Here is a 26,327-nt window from a genome sequence, read left to right as displayed (position 1 = left end):
AAAAAAATTATCGTATTATGCAATTTTTTTGCGTCAAATGTTTGTTTACATGTTATCATAAAAGCATTAAACTGCAATTTTATAGATGATTAACCTAAATGTGGTCGTAAAAAAGAAATTACATACTTTTTACATAATACAATGAATTGGGAAATAATGAACAGATAGAAAGGGTGCCTCTGATGATATACATAGTCATTGCCATAGTTACATTCCTAGCATTGATCCTTTACGGTACCATGTCACGCCGGAGAATTTATAAAGAAATTGACCGACTTGAAGCATGGAAGATGCAAATTATGAATCGCCCATTAACAGAAGAAATATCAAAAGTTAAGGGTATGGCGATGATTGGTGAAACGGAAGAGAAATTCGAGATGTGGCGTCAAGAATGGGACGAGATGGTAACAGCACATCTTCCGAATTTAGAAGAAAATTTATTTGATGCTGAAGAATATACAGATAAGTATCGTTTTAAAAAAGCGCGTACTATTCTAATGAACGTTAATCAGTCATTAGATAGAATGGATACGAGAATTAAAGAGATCACTTCTGAAATTAATGAATTAGTGACGAGTGAAGAATTGAATCGAGAAGAAATCGTTGAAGCAAAAGAGAAACTGCAGGAAACAAAAAAATATTATTTAACGCACATCCGTGCTTTTGGTCAGACAGCACCAATATTTGATAAGGAACTAGACGAGATCAAATCATTGTTCGAAACATTTGAATCTCTAACGGTTCAGGGAAGTCATCTTGAAGCTAGACAAAGATTAGTAGAAAGCTTAAACAGAATTTCTGTATGTAAAACAAAGATGCAAGGTGTACCAGAGCTGCTTGTAATCCTGCAATCAGATATCCCTAATTCCCTTAAAGAACTAAGCGCTGGTTTTACTGAAATGGAAGAGCAAGGCTATGTTCTTCATCATATTGGAATCGAGAAAGAAATCAGCTCATTAAAAGAATTGAACGAACAAGCCTTAAACAAAGTGTATGAGCTTGAATTAGATTCTGCTCAAAAGGATCTTGATGAAACCGTACAAAAGATGGATCAATTATATGAAATGCTAGAGAATGAAGTTCATTCAAAACAATATGTTTTGAAAGAAAGAGAAGTCTTTTTCTCTAATATCGAAGACCTTAAGGACCGTATTGAAACTCTTAAGCACGAGACCCAAATCGTTTCATCTACCTATCTCATTGAACAAAATGAAGCTGATATGCAAAAGAAAATCGAAAAACTTTTTCATAAACTTCAAAGCCGATTCTTCATCATTCAAGAGTCGATTGATGAGAAAAGAGAATCCTTTTCCGTTATTCGCGAGATGATGGAGGAGATGCAAAAACAGATGGAAGAGCTCCAACGTTCTCAAAAGGTTTATGAAGAGATGCTTCATAATCTAAGAAAAGATGAGCTCGATACAAAACAAAACCTGAAAGAATTAAGAAAAAAACTTTTAGAAGCAAGAAGAATGGTTCAAAAAAGCAATCTGCCTGGTCTGCCGGAACATTATTTGATCACGATTGGAAAAGCCGAAGAATATATCATTGAGGTCTCAAAAAAACTGGATGAGAAGCCGCTTGAAATGTCTGATGTTTCCTACGTACTAAATAAAGCACATGATGCTGTTAATGAAGGTTATGAAGAAACGTCTCAGATGATTGAAAATGCATATCTAGCAGAGAAACTGATTCAATATGGAAACAGATTCAGAAGCTCTTATCGATCTGTATCCATTCGATTGATTGAAGCAGAGATCGCTTTCCGTAATTATCAATATGAAGATGCACTTCAAATTGCCGCATCCGCAATTGAAAGTGTACAGCCAGGAATTCTGAAAGAGATGGAAATCAATTTAAAGTCACACGTGTAAAAAACTGACAGGTATTATTCCTGCAGTTTTTTTGCTGTTCAGATAGATTGAATGTTAGAGGGTTAACAAAAACTATACACAAAGTGTAGATGCGCTTCATATCTAAATTATGGTATGATAATGAAATGTGTGTTTAGATTCGGTATGGAATGGATAATTGGAGGATTCAAAAATGATTTATTTGGATAACAGTGCAACAACAAAGCCATATAAGGACGTTCTTGATACTTTTGTCACGGTGTCTGAAAAATATTTTGCTAACCCATCTTCTCTGCACTCAAAGGGAGGAGAGGCTGAGAAGTTACTTGGACAAGCAAGAAAGTCAATTGCTCAGCTGCTGGAAGTTGCGCCATCAGAAGTTATTTTTACTTCTGGAGGAACAGAGGGCAATAATATCGCAATCAAAGGAATTGCATTTCAGCATCAAAATCGAGGCAAACACCTTATTACCACTTCCGTTGAGCATGCATCTTCATTTGAGTCCTTTCAATATTTAGAATCAAAGGGTTTTGAAGTAACTTACCTGCCTGTCAATCATGAGGGCTTAATATCTATAGAAGATCTAGAACGTGAGATACGGCCTGATACGATACTCGTATCTATTATTCATGTGAATAATGAAACAGGAACAATACAGCCTATAGAACAAATAGGCAAGATATTGAAACAACATCGAAAAATCTTTTTTCATGTGGACAATGTGCAGGGAGTTGGTAAGGTCGAACTTCCGCTAAAGGAATGGGTAATCGACTTATGCACGATATCCGCACATAAAATTCACGGTTTAAAAGGAAATGGTGTTCTTTTCGTAAAAAATGGCGTTTCTCTTTCTTCATTGTTTACCGGTGGAGAACAAGAATTAAAGAAAAGAGCTGGAACAGAAAACGTTGCTGGGATCGTAGCCATGGCAAAAGCACTGAGACTGATCCTTCTGGAGATGCAAGATAAGAAAAAGAATTTGCTTAAAATCAAGCAATTTATGCTGGAAGAATTGAGAAAATTAAAGGGTGTTGAAGTTAATACCCCAGAGAATCATTCTGCACCACATATTATCAATTTTTCAGTTTTGGGCATTAAACCAGAAGTTCTTATTCATTCTCTTGATAAAAGAGACGTTTATGTGTCAACGCGTTCTGCATGCTCATCGAAACAAGGAGGTTCCAGCCGTATCCTCATTGAGATGGGGTTAGGTGAACAACGAGCATCTACTGCTATTCGAATGAGTACTTCTTATGAAAACACAATGGAAGAGGCAACACGTGCACTGGCGATATTGAAAGAAGAGATAATAAATTTTAAAAAGGTAATGAGGTAATGAAGATGATTTATGATCATTTAGTAGTGCGTTATGGAGAATTATCACTTAAGGGTAAAAACAGAAGACATTTTGAATCACAGCTTTTTGAAACAGTTAAAAGAAAGATGCGACCATATAGCGATTTGAAAATGGCTAAACTGTTTGATCGCATTGTCATTGAATTAAATGGGCATGCGTATGAACCTATCGTTAAATCCCTTCAGGATATTTTCGGAATCCATTCAATAAGTTTAGCTGTAAGAGCCGAAAATGATTTGGAAGAAATACAAAAAGCCGCATTAGAAGCACTTAAAGAAGCAATTGAAGGTAAAAAAACGTTTAAAGTCACAGGTAAACGGTCTTTGAAGTCATTTCCTGTAAATTCGATGCAACTTAACCAAGAAGTCGGAGGATACCTTTTAAGAAACACAGAAGGTATAACAGTCGATGTTCATAATCCAGACGTAAATGTAAAGGTTGAAGTGAAAGATACAGGGACTTATATCAGTTCTACATCGTTTGAAGGTGCAGGTGGTCTGCCAGTCGGTGTCGGAGGTAAGGCGATGCTGATGCTTTCAGGCGGTATCGACAGTCCTGTTGCCGGTTATTTAACGATGAAACGCGGTGTCCGTATTGAAGGTGTACACTTCCACAGTCCTCCTTTTACAAGTGAACGCGCAAAGCAAAAGGTAGTTGACTTAACGCAAGAGCTTACCCGCTATAGCGGAGGAAAGATCAAGCTCCATGTTGTTCCATTTACTAAAATTCAGCAAACAATAAAAGATAAGATTCCTTCTAGCTACAGCATGACAATTATGAGACGTGTTATGCTTAGAATCACGGAACGATTAGCAGAAAATAACAATGCGATGGCTATTGCAAACGGAGAGAACCTTGGTCAAGTTGCGAGTCAGACGATGCACAGCATGTATGCGATTAATGAAGTAACAAATCTGCCTATTCTGCGCCCGGTTATTACGATGGACAAGCTTGAGATCATGAATATCTCGCATAAGATCGGAACATATGAGATTTCCATCCGTCCATATGAAGATTGCTGTACCATTTTCTTACCATCAGCTCCAAAAACAAAACCAAAGCGGGATAAAGCGATTCAATTTGAGAAGAAAATTGAAAATCTTGAAGAATTGATAGAGGAAGCAGTTAATACTGTTGAAACGCTGATTCTTGAAGAAGGAAAATCAACTGACGAAAGCTTTAATGATTTGCTCTAAGTAACGACTCACTGGAGTCCTTGGTTGCTGTTGATTTCCGTTCCAGGTGCTTCGCTTTCCGCGGGGCAGGCGGTGAGCCACATCCGTACGTTTCACTCTTAAGTGTCTCACCTGCCCGCCTGTCCTGCAGGAGTCTCACACCTTGCACTCCAATCAACTTGTCAATGAAGTAAAGGATTAAATGAATCAAATGCACAATTGTTTTAGATGAAGAACCAGTATCATATTGGGTCAATAACAACAAAACTATAGCGAGTAGGTCGGCACATTTGTGCCGGCTTTTTTCTTTTGCACTATGAACAATGAAAATGGCAACACACACAACAATTTCCAAGAATTGAATCGGCCATTTCGACACACATTATTAGTACAAAGGAGGTGAAACAACATGGCAAACCAAAACCAATTAGTAGTACCAGGTGCACAACAAGCTGTAGACCAAATGAAGTATGAAATCGCTTCTGAATTCGGTGTAAACCTTGGACCAGATTCTACTTCACGTGCTAACGGATCTGTAGGTGGAGAAATCACTAAGCGTCTAGTAGCTCAAGCTCTAGGTGGATACTCAAAATAAATAGCAAATGGCTAACGGAGCGGGTTGTCCCCGCTCCTTTTTAATTGGCCAAAAAAACTTAATTTTATAAATTTTCAAAAATATATTATAATGGAGTTGATCAACATGAATATATCGAAAGGGTGAATGGTGATATGAATTTGATTGCTCCAAGTGTTTATAACTTAACAGAAGAAATGGAAAAATACGCTTTAGACCCTGATAAAAAAGCTTTAATCTGGATGGATGAAGAAAATGTTACCGAAGAGATTACATACAAAAAGCTTTTGGATCGAGCTAATCAAATTGCAAATTCTTTAGAAGAGTTAGGGCTCACAAAAGGTGATCGTATACTCATCATCATGCCTCGATTAATTGAGACGTATGCTGTATATATTGCCTGCTTAAAAGCAGGGATTTCTGTTATACCGTGTTCTGAAATGCTAAGAGCGAAAGATTTAAGTTATCGTGTGCAGCATAGTGGAGCAAAGGCAATCATTGCAGATTATCGTTTTACAGAGCAAGTGAATGAAATCAAAGACGACCTGCCAACACTTACATATAAAATCAGCGCTAACGGAGAAACGGATAACTGGTTAAGTCTGCACGCCATAACGAATAATGTAAGCGTTTCCTATAAAGCCCCTGAAACCTCTAAAGATGACATGGCTTTCTTATCCTATACATCAGGTACTACTGGGCAGCCAAAAGGTGTTGTTCATACACATGGCTGGGCTTATGCTCACATACGTACAGCTGCAAAAAGTTGGCTCAACATATCAGAGAATGACAAAGTCTGGGCAACTGCAGGACCAGGCTGGCAAAAATGGATTTGGAGCCCATTCTTATCCACTTTAGGAACAGGATCAACAGGATTTGTGTATCAAGGAAAGTTTGATCCGCAAAAATATTTAACCCTATTACAAGACCAGCAGATTTCTGTTTTATGCTGTACGCCAACAGAATATCGATTGATGGCAAAAGTCGATAACTTAGATCAATATCGTTTACCGCATTTGAGAAGTGCTGTATCTGCTGGGGAACCACTTAATCGAGAAGTAATTGAGACGTTCGAAAAGTATTTCCATATCAATGTGCGTGATGGTTATGGACAAACTGAAAATACATTGTTAGTCGGAACAATGGAAGGCATGGAGATCAAACCTGGATCTATGGGCAGACCGACACCTGGGAACGATGTAGAAATCATTGATGAGAATGGAGATCCTGTAGACGCAGGAGTGGTTGGAGATATTGCTGTTCATAAAAATTGTCCAGCTCTTTTTAAGGAGTACTACAAAGATCAGGATCGAACGATGATGGCTTTTCGAGGAGACTATTATGTAACAGGAGATAAAGCCAAGAAAGATGCTGATGGCTACTTTTGGTTTGAAGGAAGAGGAGACGATATCATTATTTCATCTGGATATACAATCGGTCCATTTGAAGTAGAGGATGCTCTCGTAAAGCATTCAGCAGTTAAAGAATGCGCTGTAGTTGCAAGTCCTGATGAGATTAGAGGACATATTGTTAAGGCCTTTGTCGTACTCCGCGACGAATCGGCTGACAAGGATACCTTAACGAAAGAACTCCAAGAACACGTGAAGCAGCTTACGGCTCCATATAAATACCCAAGGTCGATCGAATATGTAAGCGATCTACCGAAAACAACATCAGGTAAGATTCGGCGTATTGAACTTCGTCAGTTAGAAGCTTCAAAAACAAGATGATTTCTATTGATTTTGAATGCAAAAGATGTTTGCGATTGCGAAAACAGCTTTTAAAAAGAGCTACGAAAAGCAGATATTGATCTGCTTTTTTGGTTTGAAAAAAGTTATACTTATTCTAGAAAACGTGTTTCATTAAAGGTGGTAAATTAACGTGGGGACTTTGTTTCATAATGGAAAGATTTGTACAATGGTAACTGAAGGTGAATTTAGTGAAGCGGTATTTGTGGAGAACGGTTTGATCGTAGAAACCGGGACTGAAGAGCATTTAACAGACAAGTATAGTGAACGCATTGAAAAAAAAATGGATCTACAAGAAAATGTGATGTATCCAGGATTTGTAGATAGTCATTTGCATCTGATTGGTCATGGTGAGAAATTAATCAGATTAGATCTCTCAGAAATGACATCCGCTGAAGAAATGGAAAGCGCACTGCGAGAGAAAGTAAACACGCTTCACTCAGAGGAATGGCTGATTGGTGAGGGGTGGAATGAGAACAATTTTATCGACCGCAAAATTTTTCATAAAAATGAGCTGGATTCGATTTCAGACGGCCGTCCGGTTCTCCTATCTAGAGTTTGCCGTCATGCCTTTTTAGCCAATTCTAAAGCTCTCGAATTAGCAGGTGTTACAAAAGAAACACCTGATCCTGCAGGTGGAATTATCGTAAAGGACAGTAATGGAGAACCAACCGGTTTATTACATGATGCTGCAGCAGAGCTTGTTAAGAAAGTGGTTCCAGAAGTATCTCAAGAATATTTAAATCGAGCCTTGAAAACCTCTGTTCAGCATCTTCATTCATTAGGGATTACGGGAGGTCATTCCGAAGATTTAAGTTATTATGGCTATGTGGAAAGACCGTTAAAAGCTTATCGATCTGTTATTGAAGAGGAACGTTTAAAGTTTCGAGCACATCTATTAGTTCATCACGAAGCACTTAAGGACTTTAAAGAAATTGAAAAGGAATACCAAATTCCTTTTGTAGAATACGGTGCTTTGAAAATTTTTGCAGATGGAGCTTTCGGTGGTCGGACAGCTTGGTTGTCACAGCCATACAATGATGCTCCCGAGACATCAGGAGTATCTATACACGAAGATAAGGAATTATTGCAACTTGTAAAAATCGCTCGTGAAAATAACATGAATATTGCTGTACATACCATTGGTGATATGGCTCTTAAACAAACGATTGATGCTATAAAGAAATGTCCACCAAAGAATGGAAGAGACCGTTTGATCCATGTTGGACTGGTAGACGAAGATTTAATTGAAGAAATGAAACAACTTTCGGTCATTTTAGATATACAGCCTGGTTTTGTTGCTTCAGATTTTCCTTGGCTGATTGAAAGGCTCGGAACTGATAGAATTCCCTATGCCTTTCCGTTTAGAACATTGATTGATGAAGGGTTGATCTGTGCTGGTGGCTCAGATGCTCCGATTGAACCTGTAAATCCTCTTCTTGGAATCTTTGCTGCTGTAACACGAAAGAAACCAGGAGAAAAACATGAAGGATATGTACCTGAGCAAAAATTAACGATGTATGAGGCAATAAGTATATATACATCAGGCAGTGCCGCTGCGATTATGCGAGAAGATAAACGAGGTTTGATTAAAGAAGGATATATCGCTGATTTTACGGTGTTAGATCGAGATTTATTTCAGATGTCAGTCGATGAAATACTCGAAGTTAATGTTGTATTTACGATTGTAGATGGTGATATTGTTTATGAGAAAACAACATAAATTTAAATAATTCATATTTATGATGAACCAAATTAAAAAAGAGCTTGCGGTGTGAACTGCAAGCTTTTTTGTATTTAAGATTTATGGAGAAGAGAGTTTCTGACAGGCTCCCTGCCTACCGAAAACGACAACCTGGAACGAAATTAGAGAAAACTTCTTCTTACTTTATGCCAAAATGAATTGTCTTTTAATTTTACCGTCTTGATTCTTTTATCTGTTAGTTCAAAACTTAATTTTTCACAATGCCTAATACTCATCGCCTCATTATCCATTCCAATGATCGGATAATGACTATTGTCATGTTTAATGATAAGAGTCATCTTTCGGTTATCACTTAATAAGAATGATGAGCCAAGGGTACGGTAGTGATTATTATTTAAGGAAGCAAGCTCACTAATTTGATAACAAGCAAGCATAGGGTCTACAACTGCGCCGTTGACTGATTTATTGTAAGCTGTACTGCCAGTTGGCGTTGAAATAATCATCCCATCACCGCGGAACGTTTCAAAATACAAATCATCAATAAACACATCAATTTCAAGAGTACGAATTATAGATGAGCGAAGAGAACATTCATTTAAGCAATAGAATGATCCTTGTCCATCAATGTTTACCGATAAAGCGGGATACTTCCTGACTTCGATCTGCTCATTTTTAATCGCACTCATCATACCTGCCTGGTCATCAATATGAAAGTCACAATAGAACTCAGATTCTAACGTACTGACTCCTACGTATAAACAGTCATCTCTAAAACCCGTTTTCCGGACGGCTTGTAAGAACGAGCCATCACCACCTATGCTTGCAATAATATTCGCCTCTTTTTCATTCTCAACAACTTCGAAACCTTCAGAATTTGCCAATGCTTTTAAACGCTCAGTCTTCTCTAGAATCGAATCTTCCTTCTTGTAAAAAAAGAAAATCTTATTGCGCACAGTCATACAGTATTCCCTCCTAAAATTCCTCTGCTTAAATTATTGTGTTCTCATTTTACATTAGAATTCCTTGTTTCTATTGTAACAGACATAGATAAGTTTAGATTAAATAACCTCTGCCCATAATGAAAGCATAGAAGGGAAGAGCTTGTATGAACTGGATTTTGATTCTATTAGGTATATTGCTGTTTTTATTTATCTTATTCTGTGTATCAACCATTCATATTACGGTGTATTTTATTCACCGTAATGACAATAGTGATATTACTGTAACTTTAAGAATGTATCGTTTTATTAAATATAAATTGAACGTGCCTCTTATAGCTGTTGATGCAGAGGACCATTCAATTAAAATTCGAGAAGAAAAGCAGGGGACGATGGGACAGAAAAAAGAAAAAAAGAAAAAAGTATCTTTTCAGCAAATAAAAAAACAATACCGATACTCCATAAAAATGCTAAAGCATATCCATCATTTTTATAAAATTCTTGCTGCTTTCTTGAAAAAGATAAAAGTAAAGAAGGTAGAATGGCATAGTGCGGTTGGACTTGGAGAAGCCTCATCTTCAGCCATCGCTGCTGGTACTGTATGGGGTTTCAAAGGAATAGCTATTCAAGTCCTGAATACTTTCTTTAAGCTCGAAGGAAGTCCGAATATCTCTGTCGTTCCGGTTTTTCAAGGCATGCATAGTGAAACGCGGTTCTCTTGTATGTTTTCTTTTAAAATCGGGCATGCTATTGTCGTTATGTTAAAAATCCTAAAGTCCTGGCGAATGTCAAGTCGTTCAGCTAAGGTGAATTCTGAATATATGACTGGAGGCATGTAAAATGAGTGAACATCCAATCCAGGGTTTGATGAAAACCGCGATGGAAAATTTAAAAGAAATGATCGACGTAAATACGATTATTGGTGATCCTGTAGAAACCCCTGACGGCAGTGTAATTTTAACTGTATCAAAGGTAGGATTTGGATTTGCTGCAGGAGGAAGTGAGTTCGGTAATCAAGAAGAATCCTCTCGTTCGACATCGCAGCACGGAGCATCAAGTCAATCGAAAGAGATGCCGTTTGGCGGAGGAAGTGGTGGAGGAGTTTCAATTACTCCAATAGCATTTCTTGTCGTAAGCAACACAGGTATTAAGACCATTCACTTAGATAATAGTACGCATTTATATGAGAGAATTTTAGACCTAGCTCCCGGTGTAATTGATAAACTTCAGCACCTTATGAATAAAAACAAAAACAATCAAGGGCAATCGAGTACACAAAATCATGATTTTTAAAAAAGCTAACATCTTGTTAGCTTTTTCTTCTGCATTGTTTTAAGATGAAAGGGAAAGTACATATTTATATAATTTTTAAGGAGGAACATGAATTATGAGCGTAACATTTAAAGAAAAACCAGTTACTTTGCTAGGTAATGAAGTAAAAGTAGGGGATCAAGCTCCTGATTTTAAAGTGCTTGCAAATGATATGTCAGAAGTTACTCTTGATGACTCAAAAGGAAGTGTGCGTTTAATTGCTGCTGTGCCTTCTGTTGATACAGGTGTTTGCGATGCTGAAGTTCGTCGTTTCAATGAAGAAGCATCAAAGCTTGATAACGTTAAAGTGTTAACGATTTCAGTGGACTTGCCTTTTGCACAAAAAAGATGGTGTGCTGCAGCTGGCATTGAAAATGTTCAAACTCTATCTGATCATCGCGAACTTTCATTTGGTAAGGCTTATGGAGTTGCGATTGAAGAACTTCGCCTTCTTGCGCGATCAGTTTTTGTTATTGATAGCTCAGACAAGGTTACTTATGTTGAATATGTGAGTGAAGTAACGAGCCATCCTAACTATGAAGCAGCGATCGAAGCAGCTAAAGCGGCAAAATAAGCAATCAGACCTCTCCGGTAGAGCTAATGCATACCGGAGATTTTTTTATTGTTCTTAGTTGTTTCCATGCATTCAAATAATTTATTGAAATAATTATATACTTGAACTAGCGGAAAAAGCGTTAACCGTTGTATTTGTTGCCTTTGTTTTGCTAAAATGTTTCCTGTGTAAACTTAGGAGGAAGCTATATGAGTACTTTTAAAGATGTAGAAAAATTGTTTGTCACGATGGATAATACAGCAACGGCTATTAAAGATAAACTTGATATACCGTATTTAGATGCCCTTGTTGAAACGGGAGAGAACTTGTTTTTTCAAGAGATCCCAAAAGAATATCCGAAAGAATTAACAAACGTTTTAACGGATGAATATAAGAAGAATAACTTAACGGAATTCGGCAAAGAAGAAACCCGTAAAGCGTTTCAGCTTGCTGTATTAAAAGGGATGAAAGAAGCAGTTCAGCCACATCATGCCATGACTCCTGATGCTGTTGCTTTATTTGCAGGTTATCTTGTTCAAAAATTTACGAATAAAACCGATAATCTAACCCTTTTAGACCCTGTTGTAGGCTCAGGAAATTTAATAACAGCGGTCATGAACCAGCTTAAAGATAAAGAAACGGTAGCATTCGGAGTAGAAGTGGACGAAACCCTTTTACGTTTAGCTTGGGTAAATGCCAATATTCAAAAACATAAAGTAGAGCTTTTTCACCAAGATGTGATCAAACCGCTTTACGCTGACCCGGTTGATGTGGTCATTGCAGATCTTCCTGTGGGCTATTATCCTGATGATGAAGGTGCAAAAGCATTTAAGGTCTATGAAAAAGAAGGACATACTTTCGCGCATCATCTAATTATTGAACAAGCAACACATCACTTGAAAGAAGCAGGTGTAGGTCTATTTATTGTACCGAACAACATATTTGAAAGTGAACAAGCTGATCTGCTTAAGGCTTGGATGAAGGAAACAGTCACGGTATTAGGACTTTTACAGCTTCCGGAATCCTTATTTAAATCTGCTGTTCACGCCAAGAGCATCCTGATTCTGCAAAAGAATGGAGAAGGAGCTATCAAGCCTAAACAAGCGATGCTTGCTCAGCTGCCGTCCTTCTCAAACAAAAATGGGTTAGGAAATGTAATGGAACAGATGAATGAGTGGTTTAAAACAGAATGGGAACGTGAAAAATAACAGCGTGGGTTAAAACCTTTGCTGTTTTTTTATGTGTTTGCAAACGGATTCAAGTCTGAATTGCATGAATATAAGGTGTAAGCGCTTTACAACCTTGATATTAACAATGGGCAGTGTTTAAATAAGGAAGGATTATAGTATCAAGTGAAACAGAAGTGTGCTTTTTGCATCTTTCTTTTTCATTGAATATGAAGGAGATGGCTATTTTGGCTAAAATTATTGCAATTAATGCCGGAAGCTCGTCCTTGAAATTTCAGCTGCTTCAAATGCCAGAAGAAGAAGTACTGACTAAAGGACTTGTAGAACGTATCGGATTAAATGACTCAATTTTCACGATCGAGGTAGATGGTGAGAAAGTAAAAGAAATTAAAGATATCCAAGATCATTCAGAAGCAGTATCTATGCTTTTAGATAAATTAGTTAAACATCAGATTATTTCTTCTCTTGAAGAAATTGAAGGAATTGGACACCGTGTCGTACACGGAGGAGAAAAGTTCAATGATTCTGTTCAGATTACAGATGAAATCTTAAAAGAAATTGAAGATATTTCATATTTAGCACCACTGCACAATCCAGCTAATGTTGTAGGAATTAAAGCATTCAAAAATGTGCTGCCAAACGTACCTGCAGTTGCGGTGTTTGATACAGCTTTCCATCAATCAATGCCTGAAAAATCATTTTTATACAGCTTGCCATATGAGTACTACGAAAAGTTTGGCATTCGTAAATATGGTTTCCATGGTACAAGTCACAAATATGTTTCAGAGAGAGCGGCGGAGCTTCTTGGACGTCCTGTTGAACAACTTCGCCTTTTATCTTGCCACTTAGGAAATGGAGCAAGTATCGCAGCGATCGAAGGCGGTAAATCCATTGATACATCCATGGGATTCACACCTTTAGCGGGTGTAACTATGGGAACTCGTTCAGGTAACATTGATCCATCTTTAATCCCTTATATTATGCAAAAGACTGGTCAAAGTGCTGAAGAAGTATTGAATGTATTAAACAATAAGAGTGGAATGCTTGGTGTATCTGGTTTCTCCTCTGACCTTCGTGATATCGAAAGTGAAGCTGAGAAAGGCAATGAACGTGCTGAGCTTGCTCTAGAAGTTTTTGCGAGCCGTATCCACAAATATATTGGATCGTATGCAGCGAGAATGGCTGGAATTGATGCAATCATCTTTACAGCAGGTATAGGTGAAAACAGTACAGCTGTCCGTGAACGTGTACTTCGTGGATTAGAATTTATGGGAGTTTATTGGGATCCTACTCTTAATCAGGTTCGTGGTAAAGAAGCATTTATCAGCTATCCTCACTCTCCAGTAAAAGTTATCGTAATTCCTACAAATGAAGAAGTTATGATTGCTCGAGATACTATGCGTATTACGATGTAGTCTTCAAAACAGCCTTTTCATGCTCATGCATGTTAAAAGGCTGTTTTTTGTTTGAAGATGCAGCCTTAAGAAGGAAAACGGATGGTAAAAAGCGTAAACCCTTTTTATGTAATTAAAATAGTGCGACCTATAGAGGGAGGCCTGTCTGATGTACAAAAAGGAACAATATTTATATGGTAAAGATAAAAACGTAAAAGCAATTGTTCGTAATTATGAAAATGAGGATTTTACGGATCTTATCCAAATTCAGCGAGAAAGCTTTCCGCCTCCTTTTCCTTCTGAACTCTTGTGGAATGAGAGGCAGCTGCAAAATCATATTTCTCTATTTCCTGATGGGGCATTATGTGTAGAAATCGATGGAGTCCTTGCAGGTTCAATTACTGCACTATTAGTTGATTTTGATCCAAAGCATCCTCGTCATACTTGGGAAGAGATAACAGATAGCGGTTATATCACTAATCATAACAACAGTGGGAACACGCTTTATGTTGTTGATATTTGTGTCCGGCCTGCACATAGAAAACTAAACCTCGGAAAACTCTTGATGCAGTCATTGTATGAAACCGTTGTTCATTTGAAATTGGAGCGCTTGCTAGGCGGTGGTAGAATGCCTGGGTATTATAAGCATTCAAAAATGCTCTCGCCATCAGAATATGCAGAGAAGGTAGTGATTGGAGAGCTTTATGATCCAGTTATTTCGTTCTTGTTGAGATGCGGGAGAACACCGTTAGAAGTGGTCCCAAATTATCTAGAGGATGAGGAGTCATGTAATTATGCACTTCTTATGGAATGGAGCAACCCTTTTAACAAATAAGATGACCGGCTGTTTTTTTACTTCATGAAGAGATTATAATACACTATAAAAAAGGAATCTAAGGAGGAGAAGTATGCCGTTAACAGAGCGCGAAGAACAAATTTGGCAAGAGATTAATTCGTGGGAAGAAGATTTTTTTACATATGAACCAACAGATTTTGGACGTACTTATGAAAAATGGGCAACACGACAAATGGATCTTCTTTCTGGAGAGATGCAGGAAACGATTGGAGAATATGTGGATTCTGCATTGTTCCATATTCATGCTCTCATACAAAATTCTCAATTTCAATTAGATACCAAACAGAGACTTCTGTCTGAAGCAAGAGTATTCCGTGACGATATATTTGAAATTGAAGACCTGAAAAAATGCTCGATCGATCAGCTATCCTATATGGCAGATCAACAGATCGCTCGAAACAGGCTCCTTTCTTTTTCTCAAGGTGGACTTGCCGGAACGGGGGGACTTCTCTTCTTAGGGACAGACCTGCCAGCAATGGTGGCACTCGGAATTCGTTCCGTTCAATCGATCGCCATGCATTATGGATATGACATCCAAAGGCCTTCTGAGATGATGAGATCGCTTAAAGTCTATCATGCAGCAACGATGCCAAAACGATTTCAGCAAGAAAAGTGGGATGAGCTGATGGCTGAGATCAGAGAAGAAGAAGATCCAATCTTTTATGCAGGAAAAGATGTTATTGCAGATATATCTTGGATGTCTCATCCTATTCAGCAAGCTGTTAAGATGATGGCCATTCTGCTCCTTAGAAAGAAGTTGACACAAGGATTACCGATTTTTGGTATGGCTTTGGGGGCCGTCATGAACTATCAGCAATCAAGAAAAATTACGGAAATCGCACACAAGTTTTATCAAAAGCGATATCTATTTGAAAAATATTAAGAAACAGGTGTTTATAAAATGAGCGTTCAAGAACATAAAGCACTCGCACCTAAAAGAGTAACGTGCATGATTGTAACGGTAAGTGATACACGTGATGAAGAAACAGATAAGAGTGGAAAATTGATTCGAAGTTATTTAGAAACCCAGAATCATGAAATCGCTGAATATAGAATCGTTACCGATGACACAGAATGGATTGTTGATGCGGCACAATATGGAATACAAAGGGAAGAGATCGATGTTGTAATATTCAATGGGGGTACAGGCATTGCGTCAAGAGATGTAACCATTGAAGCATTATCTACTCTTATTGATAAAGAGATAACCGGTTTTGGAGAACTTTTCCGCATGCTTAGTTATACAGAAGATATTGGATCTAGTGCTATGTTAAGCAGAGCGATTGCTGGTGTGAAAGGTAGAACAGCCATATTTGCTCTGCCAGGCTCTTCTGGGGCTGTAAAGCTGGGAATGGAGAAATTAATAGTGCCAGAGCTGAATCACGTCGTTCAACAGCTGCAAAAATAAAGGGGATGCATTTGCATCCTCTTTTTTTATCCGTGTATTTTTGATGTGATGTTCTGATTCAATCTGTACCATAACCAAAGATCATTGATGACAGAGGCTAAACTTGCAATTTTGTAATTCAGCTCACATGATCGTTCAAAGTTTTCTTCCAAAGATAACTGATCTTGAAGTTCATTAATGTGTTTTTCAATTTTCCCGATTCGATCTGGAATCGTTCCTCTTATTTTCTCCCAATGCAATAGAATGGCTGCTTGCGAAGATTTATCAAACGTTTCCCAAGGCTTATTTAAATCCGGCACTGATATTCCGAGCCTGTCATCCCATACAAAGTTATTTTGCAACTGAAATCACCTCTATCCCTATTGTACAAAAGGGTGGATGTTGATGCGAGATAAAAGTTACATGTTATTTTTATTCATTTTTAAGAATATCCTTGCATTTATTGTTGGAATTTTGTTATAGTATGAACTATCTTAAATGGTATTTTTATAAACTATAATGTATAAAAATAAACACGTATTCATTTTTATATTCAACAGAGGGAGAGATTTCATATGGGGAAAAAAGTAGTTTTAGCTTATTCTGGGGGCTTAGATACATCAGTTGCTATACCGTGGTTAGCGGAACAAGGATACGAAGTCATTGCATTATGCTTGGATGTTGGGGAGGGTAAGGACCTCCCTTTTATACAATCAAAGGCACTATCGATCGGAGCTTCTGAATCCATCGTATTGGATGTTCAAAAAGAATACGCTGAAGAATATGCATTAGTTGCTCTTCAGTCCCATGCACTATACGAAGGAAAATATCCATTGATCTCTGCTTTAAGCCGTCCGCTTATCGCTAAAAAGTTAGTGGAGACAGCAAAAAAGTATGGTGCAACTGCTGTTGCTCATGGTTGTACAGGAAAAGGGAACGATCAGGTTCGTTTTGAGGTTTCTGTTGCAGCACTAGCACCAGAACTAGAGGTGCTCGCACCAGTACGTGAATGGAGCTGGTCGCGTGAAGAAGAAATTCAATATGCCAAACAGCATGATATTCCGGTATCGATCAAAAAGGAAAACCCGTTTTCTATTGATCAGAACCTTTGGGGAAGAAGCAATGAATGCGGAATATTAGAAGATCCTTGGGCTGCTCCTCCTGAAGAAGCATATGAAATGACCGTATCACTTGAGAAAACGCCAGATCAGCCGCAAATCGTTGAGATCGGTTTTGAGCAAGGTGTCCCAGTATCACTGAATGGTAAAAATGTTTCGCTCGATCTTCTCATTCATCAACTAAACGAATGGGGAGGCGCACATGGGGTTGGACGAATCGATCATGTGGAGAATAGACTCGTAGGTATTAAATCGCGTGAAGTATATGAGTGTCCTGCAGCTACAACACTCATCAAGGCACACAAGGAACTAGAAGATTTAACTTTAGTGAAAGAAGTCGCTCATTTTAAGCCAATTATAGAAAAGAAGATGACAGAATTAATCTATGAAGGTCTTTGGTTTTCACCACTTAACGCATCGTTAAAAGCCTTTTTGGATGAAACACAAAAACATGTAACGGGTACAGTCCGTGTCAAATTTTTTAAAGGCCATGCGATTGTTGAAGGAAGAAAATCACCTTATTCGCTATACGATGAAAAATTGGCTACTTACACATCAGACGATGCATTTGATCACACTGCGGCAAAAGGATTTATCTCACTATGGGGATTACCGACAAAAGTAAGCAGCATGGTACAAAAAAATGAGGTGAAAGTGTGAAAAAGCTATGGGGAGGACGTTTCTCAAAACAACCTGAAGAATGGGTAGATGAGTTCGGAGCATCCATATCGTTCGATCAGCAACTGGCAAGTCAAGATTTAAAAGGTAGCCTTGCTCATGCTAAGATGCTTTATGAATGCAATATTATCGATGAAAGTGCTTATAAAAATATTAAAAATGGGTTGTTAGCTTTAGTACAGGAAGAGAAAGCAGGCAAACTCTCGTACTCAGTGAAGTATGAAGACATCCATTTGAACCTGGAAAAATTGTTAACCGACAAAATTGGACCGGACGGAGGCAAACTTCATACAGCGAGAAGCCGAAATGATCAAGTTGCAACTGACTTCCATCTTTTCGTGAAAGAAGAGTCACTGCATATCATAGACCATATTGAAGAGTTGCAAAAATCGCTTTTAAATCTTGCTGAAGAACATGTAGAAACGATTATACCGGGCTACACACACCTTCAGCGTGCACAGCCCGTTTCTTTTGCTCATCATCTTCTTGCTTACTTCTGGATGCTTGAGCGAGATAAAGAGAGAATGCAGGACAGCTTAAAGCGAACGGATATCATGCCGCTTGGTGCAGGGGCTTTAGCTGGAACTACATTTGATATTAATCGAAATATTACGATGAACGAATTAGGATTCTCGAATAAATATCTCAACAGTTTGGATGCGGTAAGTGACCGAGATTTTGCGATTGAATGCTGCAGCAATGCTTCAATGATTATGATGCATCTGTCCCGTTTTTGTGAAGAGCTAATCCTTTGGTCGTCCGAGGAATTTGGATTTATTGAAATCAGTGACAGTTTCACAACAGGCAGCAGTATGATGCCACAGAAGAAGAATCCAGATATGGCCGAATTAATTCGCGGTAAGAGCGGAAGAGTTTATGGATCGCTAATGTCATTGCTCACTTTGATGAAGGGACTTCCCCTTGCATACAACAAAGATATGCAAGAAGACAAAGAGCCTGTTTTTGATACAGTAAAAACAGTAAAGGGATGTCTGAGTATTATGACAGGCATGATGAATGAGATTAAAATGAATGCTGATAAGATGAACAAAGCCGTTCATCAAGATTTTTCGAATGCAACTGAACTTGCTGATTATTTAGCGAAAAAAGGGATTCCGTTTCGTGAAGCCCATGAATTAGTTGGACAGATGGTACTCCATTGTATTCATAAAGACTGTTATCTTCTTGATATTAGTCTCGAGGAATATCAGGAATGGTGTCCACTTGTGGAAAATGACCTATTTGTTGCGCTATCTCCAAAAACCGCTGTTGAAAGAAGAAATTCAGAAGGCGGGACAGGTTTTGATGCTGTGCTCAAACAGATTGATGCAGCGAAATCAAAAATGTACGTTTCCAAAAATTAATACCGTTTAACTTTCTTTCGAGGACAAAAACTATGGGTAAGTTCTTTGAAGGAGGAAGTTACCATGGAAAAGGAAAAACGTCCAAATCAACAGTTAGAATACGATGCAGAAGGCGAAATGAAGGTTCATCAGCAGATAACAGAAGCCTATCAAAGCGGAATCGTTGATAAAGTAGATCAGGGACAGCAAAGAACAAAGCTAGATGACGAAGAAAGTCTTTCATAAGAATAACTAGTAAGTAAGGGATGGCTCACATAGTTGAGCTGTCTTTTTTTGCATGCCATGTGTGTAGGGGAGGAGGGGTAAACTGATTCTAAGCAAAACATACGATTTCAATTAGCTGCTGAATTTTGAATTTCCTTATTATTTTAAGGGCACATTAATGCTGTCTTGTCTGCAAAAAATTCAATATGATTTTCAACTTTTTATTTTGAATCTTAGATGGTATGGTAACTATAGATAATGTAATAATTTCCAAATAATCAGGGAGGGAAAGCGGATGAAAATTGGTGTACCGACTGAAATAAAAAATAACGAAAATCGTGTAGCTATGACTCCTGCTGGTGTTTTAAATCTCGTGGCGTCTGGTCATGAAGTATTTATACAAAAAGGTGCTGGAATTGGTTCTGGCTTTACGGATGAAGAATATGAAAGTGCAGGCGGCGTTATCGTGGAAACGCCTGTTCAGGCATGGTCGATGGAAATGGTTATGAAGGTAAAAGAACCGCTGCCAGAGGAGTATTGTTTTTTTCGTGAAGGGTTAATCCTGTTCACCTATTTACATCTAGCACCTGAGCCTGAATTAACTAAAGCACTGACAGATAACAAGGTTATTGGGATTGCCTACGAGACTGTACAGCTTCCAAACGGAACATTACCGTTGCTTACACCGATGAGCGAAGTAGCTGGTAGGATGGCTGCTCAGATTGGCGCACAATTTTTAGAAAAACCTAAAGGCGGACTGGGGATATTATTAAGTGGAATTCCAGGAGTACGTCGCAGCAAAGTAACGGTTATTGGCGGTGGAGTGGTTGGAACAAACGCGGCTAAAATTGCTATGGGACTTGGAGCAGATGTTACGATTATAGACTTGAATCCTGAACGTCTCCGTCAGCTGGACGATATTTTTGGAGTAGAGATAAATACACTCATCTCTAATCCGTTAAACATCGCCCTTGCCGTCCAAGAGTCTGCATTAGTAATAGGAGCCGTTTTAATCCCTGGAGCGAGGGCGCCTAAGCTTGTTACCGAAGAGATGATAAAAGGAATGCAGCCAGGGTCCGTCATCGTAGATGTGGCCATTGATCAAGGAGGAATCTTTGAAACGGTAGACAGGATTACAACTCACGACAATCCAACCTATGAAAAATATGGAGTTCTGCATTATGCAGTGGCCAACATGCCAGGTGCTGTTCCAAGAACTTCAACAATTGGGCTGACAAACGTGACAGTTCCTTATGCACTTCAGATCGCAAACAAAGGGTATGTGAAAGCTTGTTTAGATAATGAAGCACTACTAAAAGGAATCAATACGTTAGATGGTTTTGTAACGTATAAAGCTGTTGCTGAAGCACATAAGCTGGATTATAAAGATGCTGCTACCATATTGACTCAAAAATAAATCGGTGACATAAATAAGTCCACGTTCCTTTTTACTGGAAGGGGACTTTTTTTCTGTTCTATAATAGGGTATGTAAGGATAAAGGATAATAAATTCTTATTAGAGGAGGGAGTAAGTTATATGAAAGTGACGTATCACGGACATTCGGTACTTGAGATTCAAACAGGGGAACATTCCGTTTGGATAGACCCTTTTATTAATGGAAACGGACAAGCTAAAATCAAGGTTAGTGATATTAAAGCAGATGTAATTTTATTAACACACGGCCATAACGATCACGTTGGAGACACAATTGAGATCGCCAAAGCAAACAATAGCTTAGTGGTAGCCCCTTTTGAACTTGCCGAATACATGGGTTCAAAAGGAGTAAAAGCACACCCGATGCACATTGGCGGTAGCCGCACGTTTGATTTCGGGAGAGTCAAGTTTACACAAGCTTTTCACGGATCAAGTTATGAAGAAGAAGATGGCACTGTTGTGTATACGGGGATGCCAGCAGGAATTTTATTTTCACACGGTGGTAAAACCCTATACCATGCAGGTGATACGGCTTTATTTTCAGATATGAAGTTGATAGGAGAATTTGCGAAACCGGACGTTGCCTTTTTGCCGATAGGCGATAATTTTACGATGGGGCCTGAAGATGCACTCGTTGCAGCAAAATGGATCGGTGCAGACCTAACAGTTCCAATCCACTTCAACACATTCCCTGTGATCGAACAAGATCCAGAGGCTTCATTTGTATCTAAACTTGGAAATAAAGGAAAAGTGCTTCAAAGCGGTGAAAGCTTAAACGTATAATGATTCTAACCTCTCTTTCTATGCATACGAATGATAGTAAGGGAGGTTGTATTTTTTATGAGCCAAGAAAAAATAGCAAAAGTATTAATGTTATGTGTACTGCTTTATGTAGCCATTCCTGTACTCTCTTTAGATGGTCCGCTTTTGCAACGTATATTTACGATTGCATGGAGCGGATTTGCCTGTATGCTGCTGATTGGTTTGCTGTTTAAAAAAGATACTTTAAAGAAACGATCAGTCAAGAAACAAAGCATTTCTGCAAATCAGAAAATGAGAAAAAGAATGCACATGGAAAGTTGAGTTTCTGTTTGTATGCCTGTATAATCTGTATTAGTCAAATAAACAAAACAGATAGATACAGGTAGAAGGAACGGTGAATGTAATGCTAACCAAGCATGAACAAATATTGCAGCATATTTTGGACCTGGATGTCGGATCAAAAATCTCCGTTCGGCAAATTGCAAAAGATTTAACGGTTAGTGAAGGTACAGCTTATCGAGCGATTAAAGAGGCTGAGAACCAGGGAATCGTAAGTACGATAGAACGTGTTGGTACGATACGTATTGAAAGACAAGCAAAGAGCAATATTGAAAAGCTAACGTTCGCAGAAGTCGTAAATATTGTTGAAGGACAAGTACTTGGCGGACGTGCAGGTCTTCACAAAACGCTTCATAAGTTTGTAATTGGTGCAATGAAACTAGAAGCGATGATGCGTTATGTTGATGCTGGAAGTCTTTTGATTGTTGGTAACCGTGTGAACGCTCATGAATTGGGGCTTAAAGCAGGAAGTGCAATTTTAGTAACAGGTGGCTTTGATACGGATGAAGAAGTGAAGAGACTTGCTGATGAACTTGAACTTCCTGTGATTTCAACAAGTTACGATACATTTACTGTAGCAACGATGATCAATAAGGCCATACATGACCGATTAATCAAAAAGGATATCGTCTTAGCCTCAGATATATTGATACCAATCGATGAAACACATTACCTTTATCAACATGATAAGGTTTTGAAGTGGCACGAATTAAACAAAGAGACGATGCACAGCCGTTATCCTGTTGTAGATCAAGCGAATCGTGTAACGGGTGTTGTTACTTCTAAAGACATTATCGGAGTTCCTGTATCCATGCAAGTAGAAAAGGTCATGACTCGTGCCCCTCTAACGGTTACAGAAAAAACATCTGTAGCAGCATGTGCCCATATGATGATTTGGGAAGGAATTGAACTGCTGCCGGTTATCGGGTCTTCTCATAAACTCATTGGAATACTAACAAGACAAGATGTCCTAAAAGCCATGCAGATGATGCAAAAACAGCCGCAAGTTGGAGCCACTTTTGATGACCTGATTACTACCGAATTAAAAGAGTTAAAGGTAGATCATGAAGTGAGGTTTACTTGCAGGATCACTCCTCAGATGACCAATCACCTCGGCACAGTCTCGTATGGTGTCCTGATGACTCTAGTAACCGAGACAGCTCGTAAAGCGTTAAGAAGAATTAAAAAGGGTGACCTTGTTGTGGAAAACGTAACGTTCTACTATATTAAACCCGTTCAGATCGATAGCGATATCGAACTGATACCACGAGTTCTGGAAGTAAGCCGGAAATTTGGGAAAGTTGATGTGGAGATCCATCATGAAGGAAAGATTGTTGGAAAAGCGATGATGATGGCTCAGCTTCTCGATCACCGTTCTTAAAAAACTCTTTTCTTGGCTTCGATGCTCTTGAAAGTTGTTGATCTCCGTTCCAGGTGCTCGCTTTCCGGGGGGCGTGCGGTGAGCCTCCTAGCGCATAGCGCTGTTAGGAGTCTCACCTGTCCCGCTAATCCCCCAGGAGTCTCACACCTTGCACTACTATCAACTTGTCAGTGAAGATACTAGAAAAACTGTTCCAAAGCCTAATCTAACCAAAAAAAGTCCCTGTTAAAGGGACTTTTTATCCATTCTTCTTTAATTTTTCTGTGCTTCTTCTCGTGCTAGCGTAAGGAAATGCTTGTACATTTTATAGTTCATGATCAATAAGACGATTCCATATGCTAAGAAGATAAGTGCGACCCAAAGCTGAACACGGCCTTCTACAGCAGTCAGTTCGTTTAAACCGAATGATGCCAGGAACGCCCCAAGAGCCATCTTTGCTTTAGTTCCTGTCCAGCGCTTTAAAAAAGGTTCTTTTGCACGTACTTCTGAGACTTTATAAAACACATACAAACTAAAAGAAAGTATAATAAGGATAATAAAGATCGGCATTAAAAATTCCCCCACGTATTTACTCCACTATATTGTAAACGTTTAAAACCATAATTGCCACAACGACATCTAAAAGGAGTCTGCTATGAAAGAAGAAATCTTACAGAAAATTGAACAGTATGAAAAAATCATCATTCATCGCCATGTTAGACCAGACCCAGATGCACTCGGATCGCAAGGCGGACTTGCTGCTATTATAAAAGCAAGTTATCCCAATAAGGAAGTTTATGCAGTTGGAGAAGAAGAGGCAGGATTGACTTTTTTAAACAGAATGGACGATATTGAGGATCATATATACGAAGGTGCTTTAGTTATTATTTGTGATACAGCCAATTCTCCGAGAATCAGTGATACCCGTTACGCATCAGGAGATCTAGTTATTAAGATCGATCACCATCCGAATGAAGATCCTTACGGAGATATAATCTGGGTGAATACAGAAGCAAGTTCTACTTCTGAAATGATTATGGATCTATATCTGTCAGGACATGATCATGGACTGAAGTTAGATGAAAGCGCAGCAAGACTTTTATATGCAGGTATTATTGGAGATACGGGGCGGTTTTTGTTTAGTAACACGACTCAGAAAACCCACCGCTATACAGCAGCATTGCTAGAAACAGGATTTTCTCCATCGGAAATACATGAGAATTTATATAAGATTTCTGAAAAGCTCGTAAGATTAAACGGCCATGTTCTGCAAAACTTTTCTATCGTAGATGATTGTGTGGGGTATATCCATTTAACGAAAGACACATTAAAGGAGTTCAATACGAATGCAAGTGAAGCATCTCTGTTAGTAAACTCCTTTTCTCATGTTGAAGGTTTGTTGGCTTGGGTGTTCTTTGTAGATGAACCTGATCAGATTAGAGTGAGGTTGCGCTCAAAAGGGCCGGTTGTGAATAAGATTGCTGCTAAATTTAACGGTGGTGGCCATCCAAGAGCATCTGGTGCAACGGTTTATACGAAGGATGAAACTCGTTCTGTGCTTAATGAGCTCAGAAACATTTGTAGAGAATACAAAACAAAATAAAAAAGGCCTCATCGGGAGGCCTTTTTATGCTTTAGATAATAAAATTAGTTAGCTTTTTCAGGGATAAACCAAGAGCCAACATCGGTTACATCTTCATGCACTTTCAAGTTTAATTTTTCAAGCTCTCTTTTGATTAGATCTGCTACTTCCTTTGTTTCCGCAAAAGCAGAAAAACCATTCTGTAATTCCTTTACCTTTTCACGGGCAAGTTCTTTTCGATTGATAATCATGTAGTTCCCCCCCCAATATTCACTTCTTTACTCATATTTTATACAAATTAAGGAGGTTTTGCTATTTCTTTGCCTAAGATTCATAAAAACGTAATATTTCGACCATTATTTATGCATAATCATTCATTCGCTTTTGCAGATATATAGATGCGGAGTACTCCTGTATACAGATAAAGGTGGTCAATCTTAACACGATAAGCTTGTTCATCATCATCAAGGCGATAGGGTTTATTTTCTATCGCTTGAAAAAGCAGTGTGTTACTTTTTGCGATCGTTTCTGTATCTTCACCCATAAGATGCTCTAAATCGTCTTCAACTGCTTTTATTAAATGCATCCTTGTCAGGTTTGATAATTTTTGAGAGTCTGAATCTGAAAACCTTACATTGATCTCATGAAGTTTAAATTTCTTTGCAAGTTCTTCATTGGCTCTTTTGTCATCAGACGTTAAAATCTCATTTTTTTTCTTATAGTCTATAATGATAGAATTTTGTTCTTTTAATTTATGAATAAGCCTTTCATGTGCCAAACCGCCTTGTATTAAAAAAAACGCCCAGCCGATGATAAAGCCAATTGCCATTCCTGCAAAAAAACGCTGGTAGCCTTTTCGTTGATACAGCGGGGGGATCCTCATCAGTTGATGTTCTCCTGGCTGAGCCATTGAATTAACTGCATAGCTGTATTTGCTCCTGCAATCGCTACAAAGATATAGGTTAATTGCTTAAAGATCTCTATAGTGGCGCCATTTTCAAAACTGCGCTCAAAATTCGTAATCGTATCAAACGTTCCTCCAATAGCTGCGACGATCGCCCATATTTTTAATCTTTTTGCCAGCTCCATCATCTCGAATATCGGAGCTTTACCAACCAGAAATGCTGCAAGTCCGCCAATTAATGCACCGCCTAATAAAACGCCAAAAGCTATGGAAAAATCTAAGATGATGTTCGAAAAAAAATCTCTTACCATGAGACATCCTCCTCTCCTACTAAATATATGGACAACTTGAGGAGTGTATGCTCGATTCGTTTCTAAAATAAGCCCTTTATTAAAAGATTGTTGTTTCTGAAACGGATTTTCCACTGAAAGATATTTCTTTAATTCCTGTGACACGCAAATGATGACTAAGGAAGGAATTTTAACACTTGCTTTTTCTTTCATACATCATAGATTAAGTTGATTGGAGTGTAAGGTGGGAGAC

Annotated in this window: 28 protein-coding genes; 22 read left to right on the top strand and 6 right to left on the bottom strand. The window is 38.5% G+C overall.

Annotated features, from left to right (window positions below; all coding sequences use genetic code 11):
* The first annotated feature begins 182 nt into the window (after positions 1 to 182).
* The 6 genes from ezrA (at position 183) to AWM68_RS15510 (ending at position 8,430) form a co-directional block, all read left to right on the top strand.
* Positions 183 to 1,874, top strand: a complete 1,692-nt coding sequence (ezrA, locus tag AWM68_RS15540; protein WP_066243782.1) for a septation ring formation regulator EzrA — start codon at positions 183 to 185, stop codon at positions 1,872 to 1,874.
* Between the two features lie 172 nt (positions 1,875 to 2,046).
* Positions 2,047 to 3,189, top strand: a complete 1,143-nt coding sequence (locus tag AWM68_RS15535) for a cysteine desulfurase family protein (RefSeq protein WP_066243779.1) — start codon at positions 2,047 to 2,049, stop codon at positions 3,187 to 3,189.
* 5 nt (positions 3,190 to 3,194) lie between these two features.
* The gene (gene thiI, locus AWM68_RS15530; RefSeq protein WP_066243776.1) at positions 3,195 to 4,406 is read left to right on the top strand and encodes a tRNA uracil 4-sulfurtransferase ThiI; all 1,212 of its coding nucleotides are present in this window, start codon (positions 3,195 to 3,197) and stop codon (positions 4,404 to 4,406) included.
* Positions 4,407 to 4,794: 388 nt separating this feature from the next.
* Positions 4,795 to 4,980: an alpha/beta-type small acid-soluble spore protein gene (locus AWM68_RS15520; protein WP_066243771.1), complete on the top strand. Its 186-nt coding sequence runs from the start codon at positions 4,795 to 4,797 to the stop codon at positions 4,978 to 4,980.
* Between the two features lie 134 nt (positions 4,981 to 5,114).
* Positions 5,115 to 6,689 (top strand): acyl-CoA synthetase MbcS, encoded by a 1,575-nt coding sequence (gene mbcS, locus AWM68_RS15515; protein ID WP_066243768.1) that lies wholly within the window; start codon positions 5,115 to 5,117, stop codon positions 6,687 to 6,689.
* 151 nt (positions 6,690 to 6,840) lie between these two features.
* The gene (locus AWM68_RS15510) at positions 6,841 to 8,430 is read left to right on the top strand and encodes an amidohydrolase (RefSeq protein ID WP_156488431.1); all 1,590 of its coding nucleotides are present in this window, start codon (positions 6,841 to 6,843) and stop codon (positions 8,428 to 8,430) included.
* Between the two features lie 143 nt (positions 8,431 to 8,573).
* On the opposite strand, the gene AWM68_RS15505 is transcribed toward AWM68_RS15510, so the two are convergent.
* The gene (locus AWM68_RS15505) at positions 8,574 to 9,371 is read right to left on the bottom strand and encodes an NAD kinase (protein WP_066243765.1); all 798 of its coding nucleotides are present in this window, start codon (positions 9,369 to 9,371) and stop codon (positions 8,574 to 8,576) included.
* 146 nt (positions 9,372 to 9,517) lie between these two features.
* On the opposite strand from AWM68_RS15505, the gene AWM68_RS15500 reads away from it, so the two are divergent.
* The 8 genes from AWM68_RS15500 to AWM68_RS15465 all read left to right on the top strand — a co-directional run bounded on the left by AWM68_RS15500 (position 9,518) and on the right by AWM68_RS15465 (position 16,059).
* Complete coding sequence (locus tag AWM68_RS15500) at positions 9,518 to 10,189, top strand: DUF2953 domain-containing protein (RefSeq protein ID WP_066243763.1); 672 nt, start codon at positions 9,518 to 9,520, stop codon at positions 10,187 to 10,189.
* A gap of 1 nt (position 10,190) precedes the next feature.
* Positions 10,191 to 10,643, top strand: a complete 453-nt coding sequence (ytfJ, locus tag AWM68_RS15495; RefSeq protein WP_066243759.1) for a GerW family sporulation protein — start codon at positions 10,191 to 10,193, stop codon at positions 10,641 to 10,643.
* Between the two features lie 91 nt (positions 10,644 to 10,734).
* Positions 10,735 to 11,235 (top strand): thiol peroxidase, encoded by a 501-nt coding sequence (tpx, locus tag AWM68_RS15490; protein WP_066243756.1) that lies wholly within the window; start codon positions 10,735 to 10,737, stop codon positions 11,233 to 11,235.
* A 188-nt stretch (positions 11,236 to 11,423) separates the two neighbouring features.
* Complete coding sequence (locus AWM68_RS15485) at positions 11,424 to 12,422, top strand: class I SAM-dependent methyltransferase (RefSeq protein WP_066243752.1); 999 nt, start codon at positions 11,424 to 11,426, stop codon at positions 12,420 to 12,422.
* 206 nt (positions 12,423 to 12,628) lie between these two features.
* Positions 12,629 to 13,816: an acetate kinase gene (locus AWM68_RS15480; RefSeq protein ID WP_066243749.1), complete on the top strand. Its 1,188-nt coding sequence runs from the start codon at positions 12,629 to 12,631 to the stop codon at positions 13,814 to 13,816.
* A gap of 148 nt (positions 13,817 to 13,964) precedes the next feature.
* A complete protein-coding gene (locus AWM68_RS15475; protein ID WP_066243746.1) occupies positions 13,965 to 14,630 on the top strand; it encodes a GNAT family N-acetyltransferase in 666 nt (221 codons plus the stop codon).
* Between the two features lie 73 nt (positions 14,631 to 14,703).
* The gene (locus AWM68_RS15470) at positions 14,704 to 15,534 is read left to right on the top strand and encodes an EcsC family protein (protein WP_066243744.1); all 831 of its coding nucleotides are present in this window, start codon (positions 14,704 to 14,706) and stop codon (positions 15,532 to 15,534) included.
* An 18-nt stretch (positions 15,535 to 15,552) separates the two neighbouring features.
* Positions 15,553 to 16,059, top strand: a complete 507-nt coding sequence (locus AWM68_RS15465; protein WP_066243741.1) for a MogA/MoaB family molybdenum cofactor biosynthesis protein — start codon at positions 15,553 to 15,555, stop codon at positions 16,057 to 16,059.
* A gap of 26 nt (positions 16,060 to 16,085) precedes the next feature.
* Here AWM68_RS15465 and AWM68_RS15460 read toward each other — a convergent pair whose 3' ends face one another.
* Complete coding sequence (locus AWM68_RS15460; protein WP_066243734.1) at positions 16,086 to 16,400, bottom strand: hypothetical protein; 315 nt, start codon at positions 16,398 to 16,400, stop codon at positions 16,086 to 16,088.
* 213 nt (positions 16,401 to 16,613) lie between these two features.
* On the opposite strand from AWM68_RS15460, the gene AWM68_RS15455 reads away from it, so the two are divergent.
* The 7 genes from AWM68_RS15455 (at position 16,614) to AWM68_RS15430 (ending at position 23,319) form a co-directional block, all read left to right on the top strand.
* Positions 16,614 to 17,816: an argininosuccinate synthase gene (locus tag AWM68_RS15455; RefSeq protein ID WP_066243732.1), complete on the top strand. Its 1,203-nt coding sequence runs from the start codon at positions 16,614 to 16,616 to the stop codon at positions 17,814 to 17,816.
* Positions 17,813 to 19,198: an argininosuccinate lyase gene (gene argH, locus AWM68_RS15450; RefSeq protein ID WP_066243729.1), complete on the top strand. Its 1,386-nt coding sequence runs from the start codon at positions 17,813 to 17,815 to the stop codon at positions 19,196 to 19,198. The genes AWM68_RS15455 and argH overlap by 4 nt, the downstream gene beginning before the upstream one ends.
* 63 nt (positions 19,199 to 19,261) lie before the next feature.
* A complete protein-coding gene (locus AWM68_RS21520; protein ID WP_156488430.1) occupies positions 19,262 to 19,423 on the top strand; it encodes a hypothetical protein in 162 nt (53 codons plus the stop codon).
* A gap of 274 nt (positions 19,424 to 19,697) precedes the next feature.
* Positions 19,698 to 20,819 (top strand): alanine dehydrogenase, encoded by a 1,122-nt coding sequence (gene ald, locus AWM68_RS15445; RefSeq protein ID WP_066243728.1) that lies wholly within the window; start codon positions 19,698 to 19,700, stop codon positions 20,817 to 20,819.
* Positions 20,820 to 20,939: 120 nt separating this feature from the next.
* Entirely contained in the window at positions 20,940 to 21,620 is a 681-nt protein-coding gene (locus tag AWM68_RS15440; RefSeq protein WP_066243725.1) for a metal-dependent hydrolase, read from the top strand.
* Positions 21,621 to 21,677: 57 nt separating this feature from the next.
* The gene (locus AWM68_RS15435; protein ID WP_066243723.1) at positions 21,678 to 21,920 is read left to right on the top strand and encodes a hypothetical protein; all 243 of its coding nucleotides are present in this window, start codon (positions 21,678 to 21,680) and stop codon (positions 21,918 to 21,920) included.
* Positions 21,921 to 22,002: 82 nt separating this feature from the next.
* On the top strand, positions 22,003 to 23,319 hold the full coding sequence (locus AWM68_RS15430) for a DRTGG domain-containing protein (RefSeq protein ID WP_066244121.1): 1,317 nt from the start codon (positions 22,003 to 22,005) through the stop codon (positions 23,317 to 23,319).
* A gap of 252 nt (positions 23,320 to 23,571) precedes the next feature.
* Here AWM68_RS15430 and AWM68_RS15425 read toward each other — a convergent pair whose 3' ends face one another.
* Positions 23,572 to 23,868 (bottom strand): YtpI family protein, encoded by a 297-nt coding sequence (locus tag AWM68_RS15425; RefSeq protein ID WP_066243718.1) that lies wholly within the window; start codon positions 23,866 to 23,868, stop codon positions 23,572 to 23,574.
* A gap of 85 nt (positions 23,869 to 23,953) precedes the next feature.
* On the opposite strand from AWM68_RS15425, the gene AWM68_RS15420 reads away from it, so the two are divergent.
* Positions 23,954 to 24,901, top strand: a complete 948-nt coding sequence (locus tag AWM68_RS15420; RefSeq protein WP_066243715.1) for a DHH family phosphoesterase — start codon at positions 23,954 to 23,956, stop codon at positions 24,899 to 24,901.
* Positions 24,902 to 24,945: 44 nt separating this feature from the next.
* Here AWM68_RS15420 and AWM68_RS15415 read toward each other — a convergent pair whose 3' ends face one another.
* From AWM68_RS15415 to AWM68_RS15405, 3 genes are all read right to left on the bottom strand, one after another.
* A complete protein-coding gene (locus AWM68_RS15415) occupies positions 24,946 to 25,131 on the bottom strand; it encodes a hypothetical protein (protein ID WP_066243712.1) in 186 nt (61 codons plus the stop codon).
* A 119-nt stretch (positions 25,132 to 25,250) separates the two neighbouring features.
* The gene (gene ytrI, locus AWM68_RS15410; protein WP_066243708.1) at positions 25,251 to 25,763 is read right to left on the bottom strand and encodes a sporulation membrane protein YtrI; all 513 of its coding nucleotides are present in this window, start codon (positions 25,761 to 25,763) and stop codon (positions 25,251 to 25,253) included.
* Positions 25,763 to 26,095 (bottom strand): YtrH family sporulation protein, encoded by a 333-nt coding sequence (locus AWM68_RS15405; RefSeq protein ID WP_066243706.1) that lies wholly within the window; start codon positions 26,093 to 26,095, stop codon positions 25,763 to 25,765. The genes ytrI and AWM68_RS15405 overlap by 1 nt, the downstream gene beginning before the upstream one ends.
* Positions 26,096 to 26,327: the final 232 nt, after the last annotated feature.

Origin of the sequence: Fictibacillus phosphorivorans, assembly GCF_001619875.1 — a bacterium.
Taxonomy (GTDB): Bacteria; Bacillota; Bacilli; order Bacillales; family Fictibacillaceae; genus Fictibacillus; species Fictibacillus phosphorivorans_B.
The sequence above is the reverse complement of the archived record's forward strand: the minus strand, read 5'-3'. Positions and strand labels throughout refer to the sequence as shown.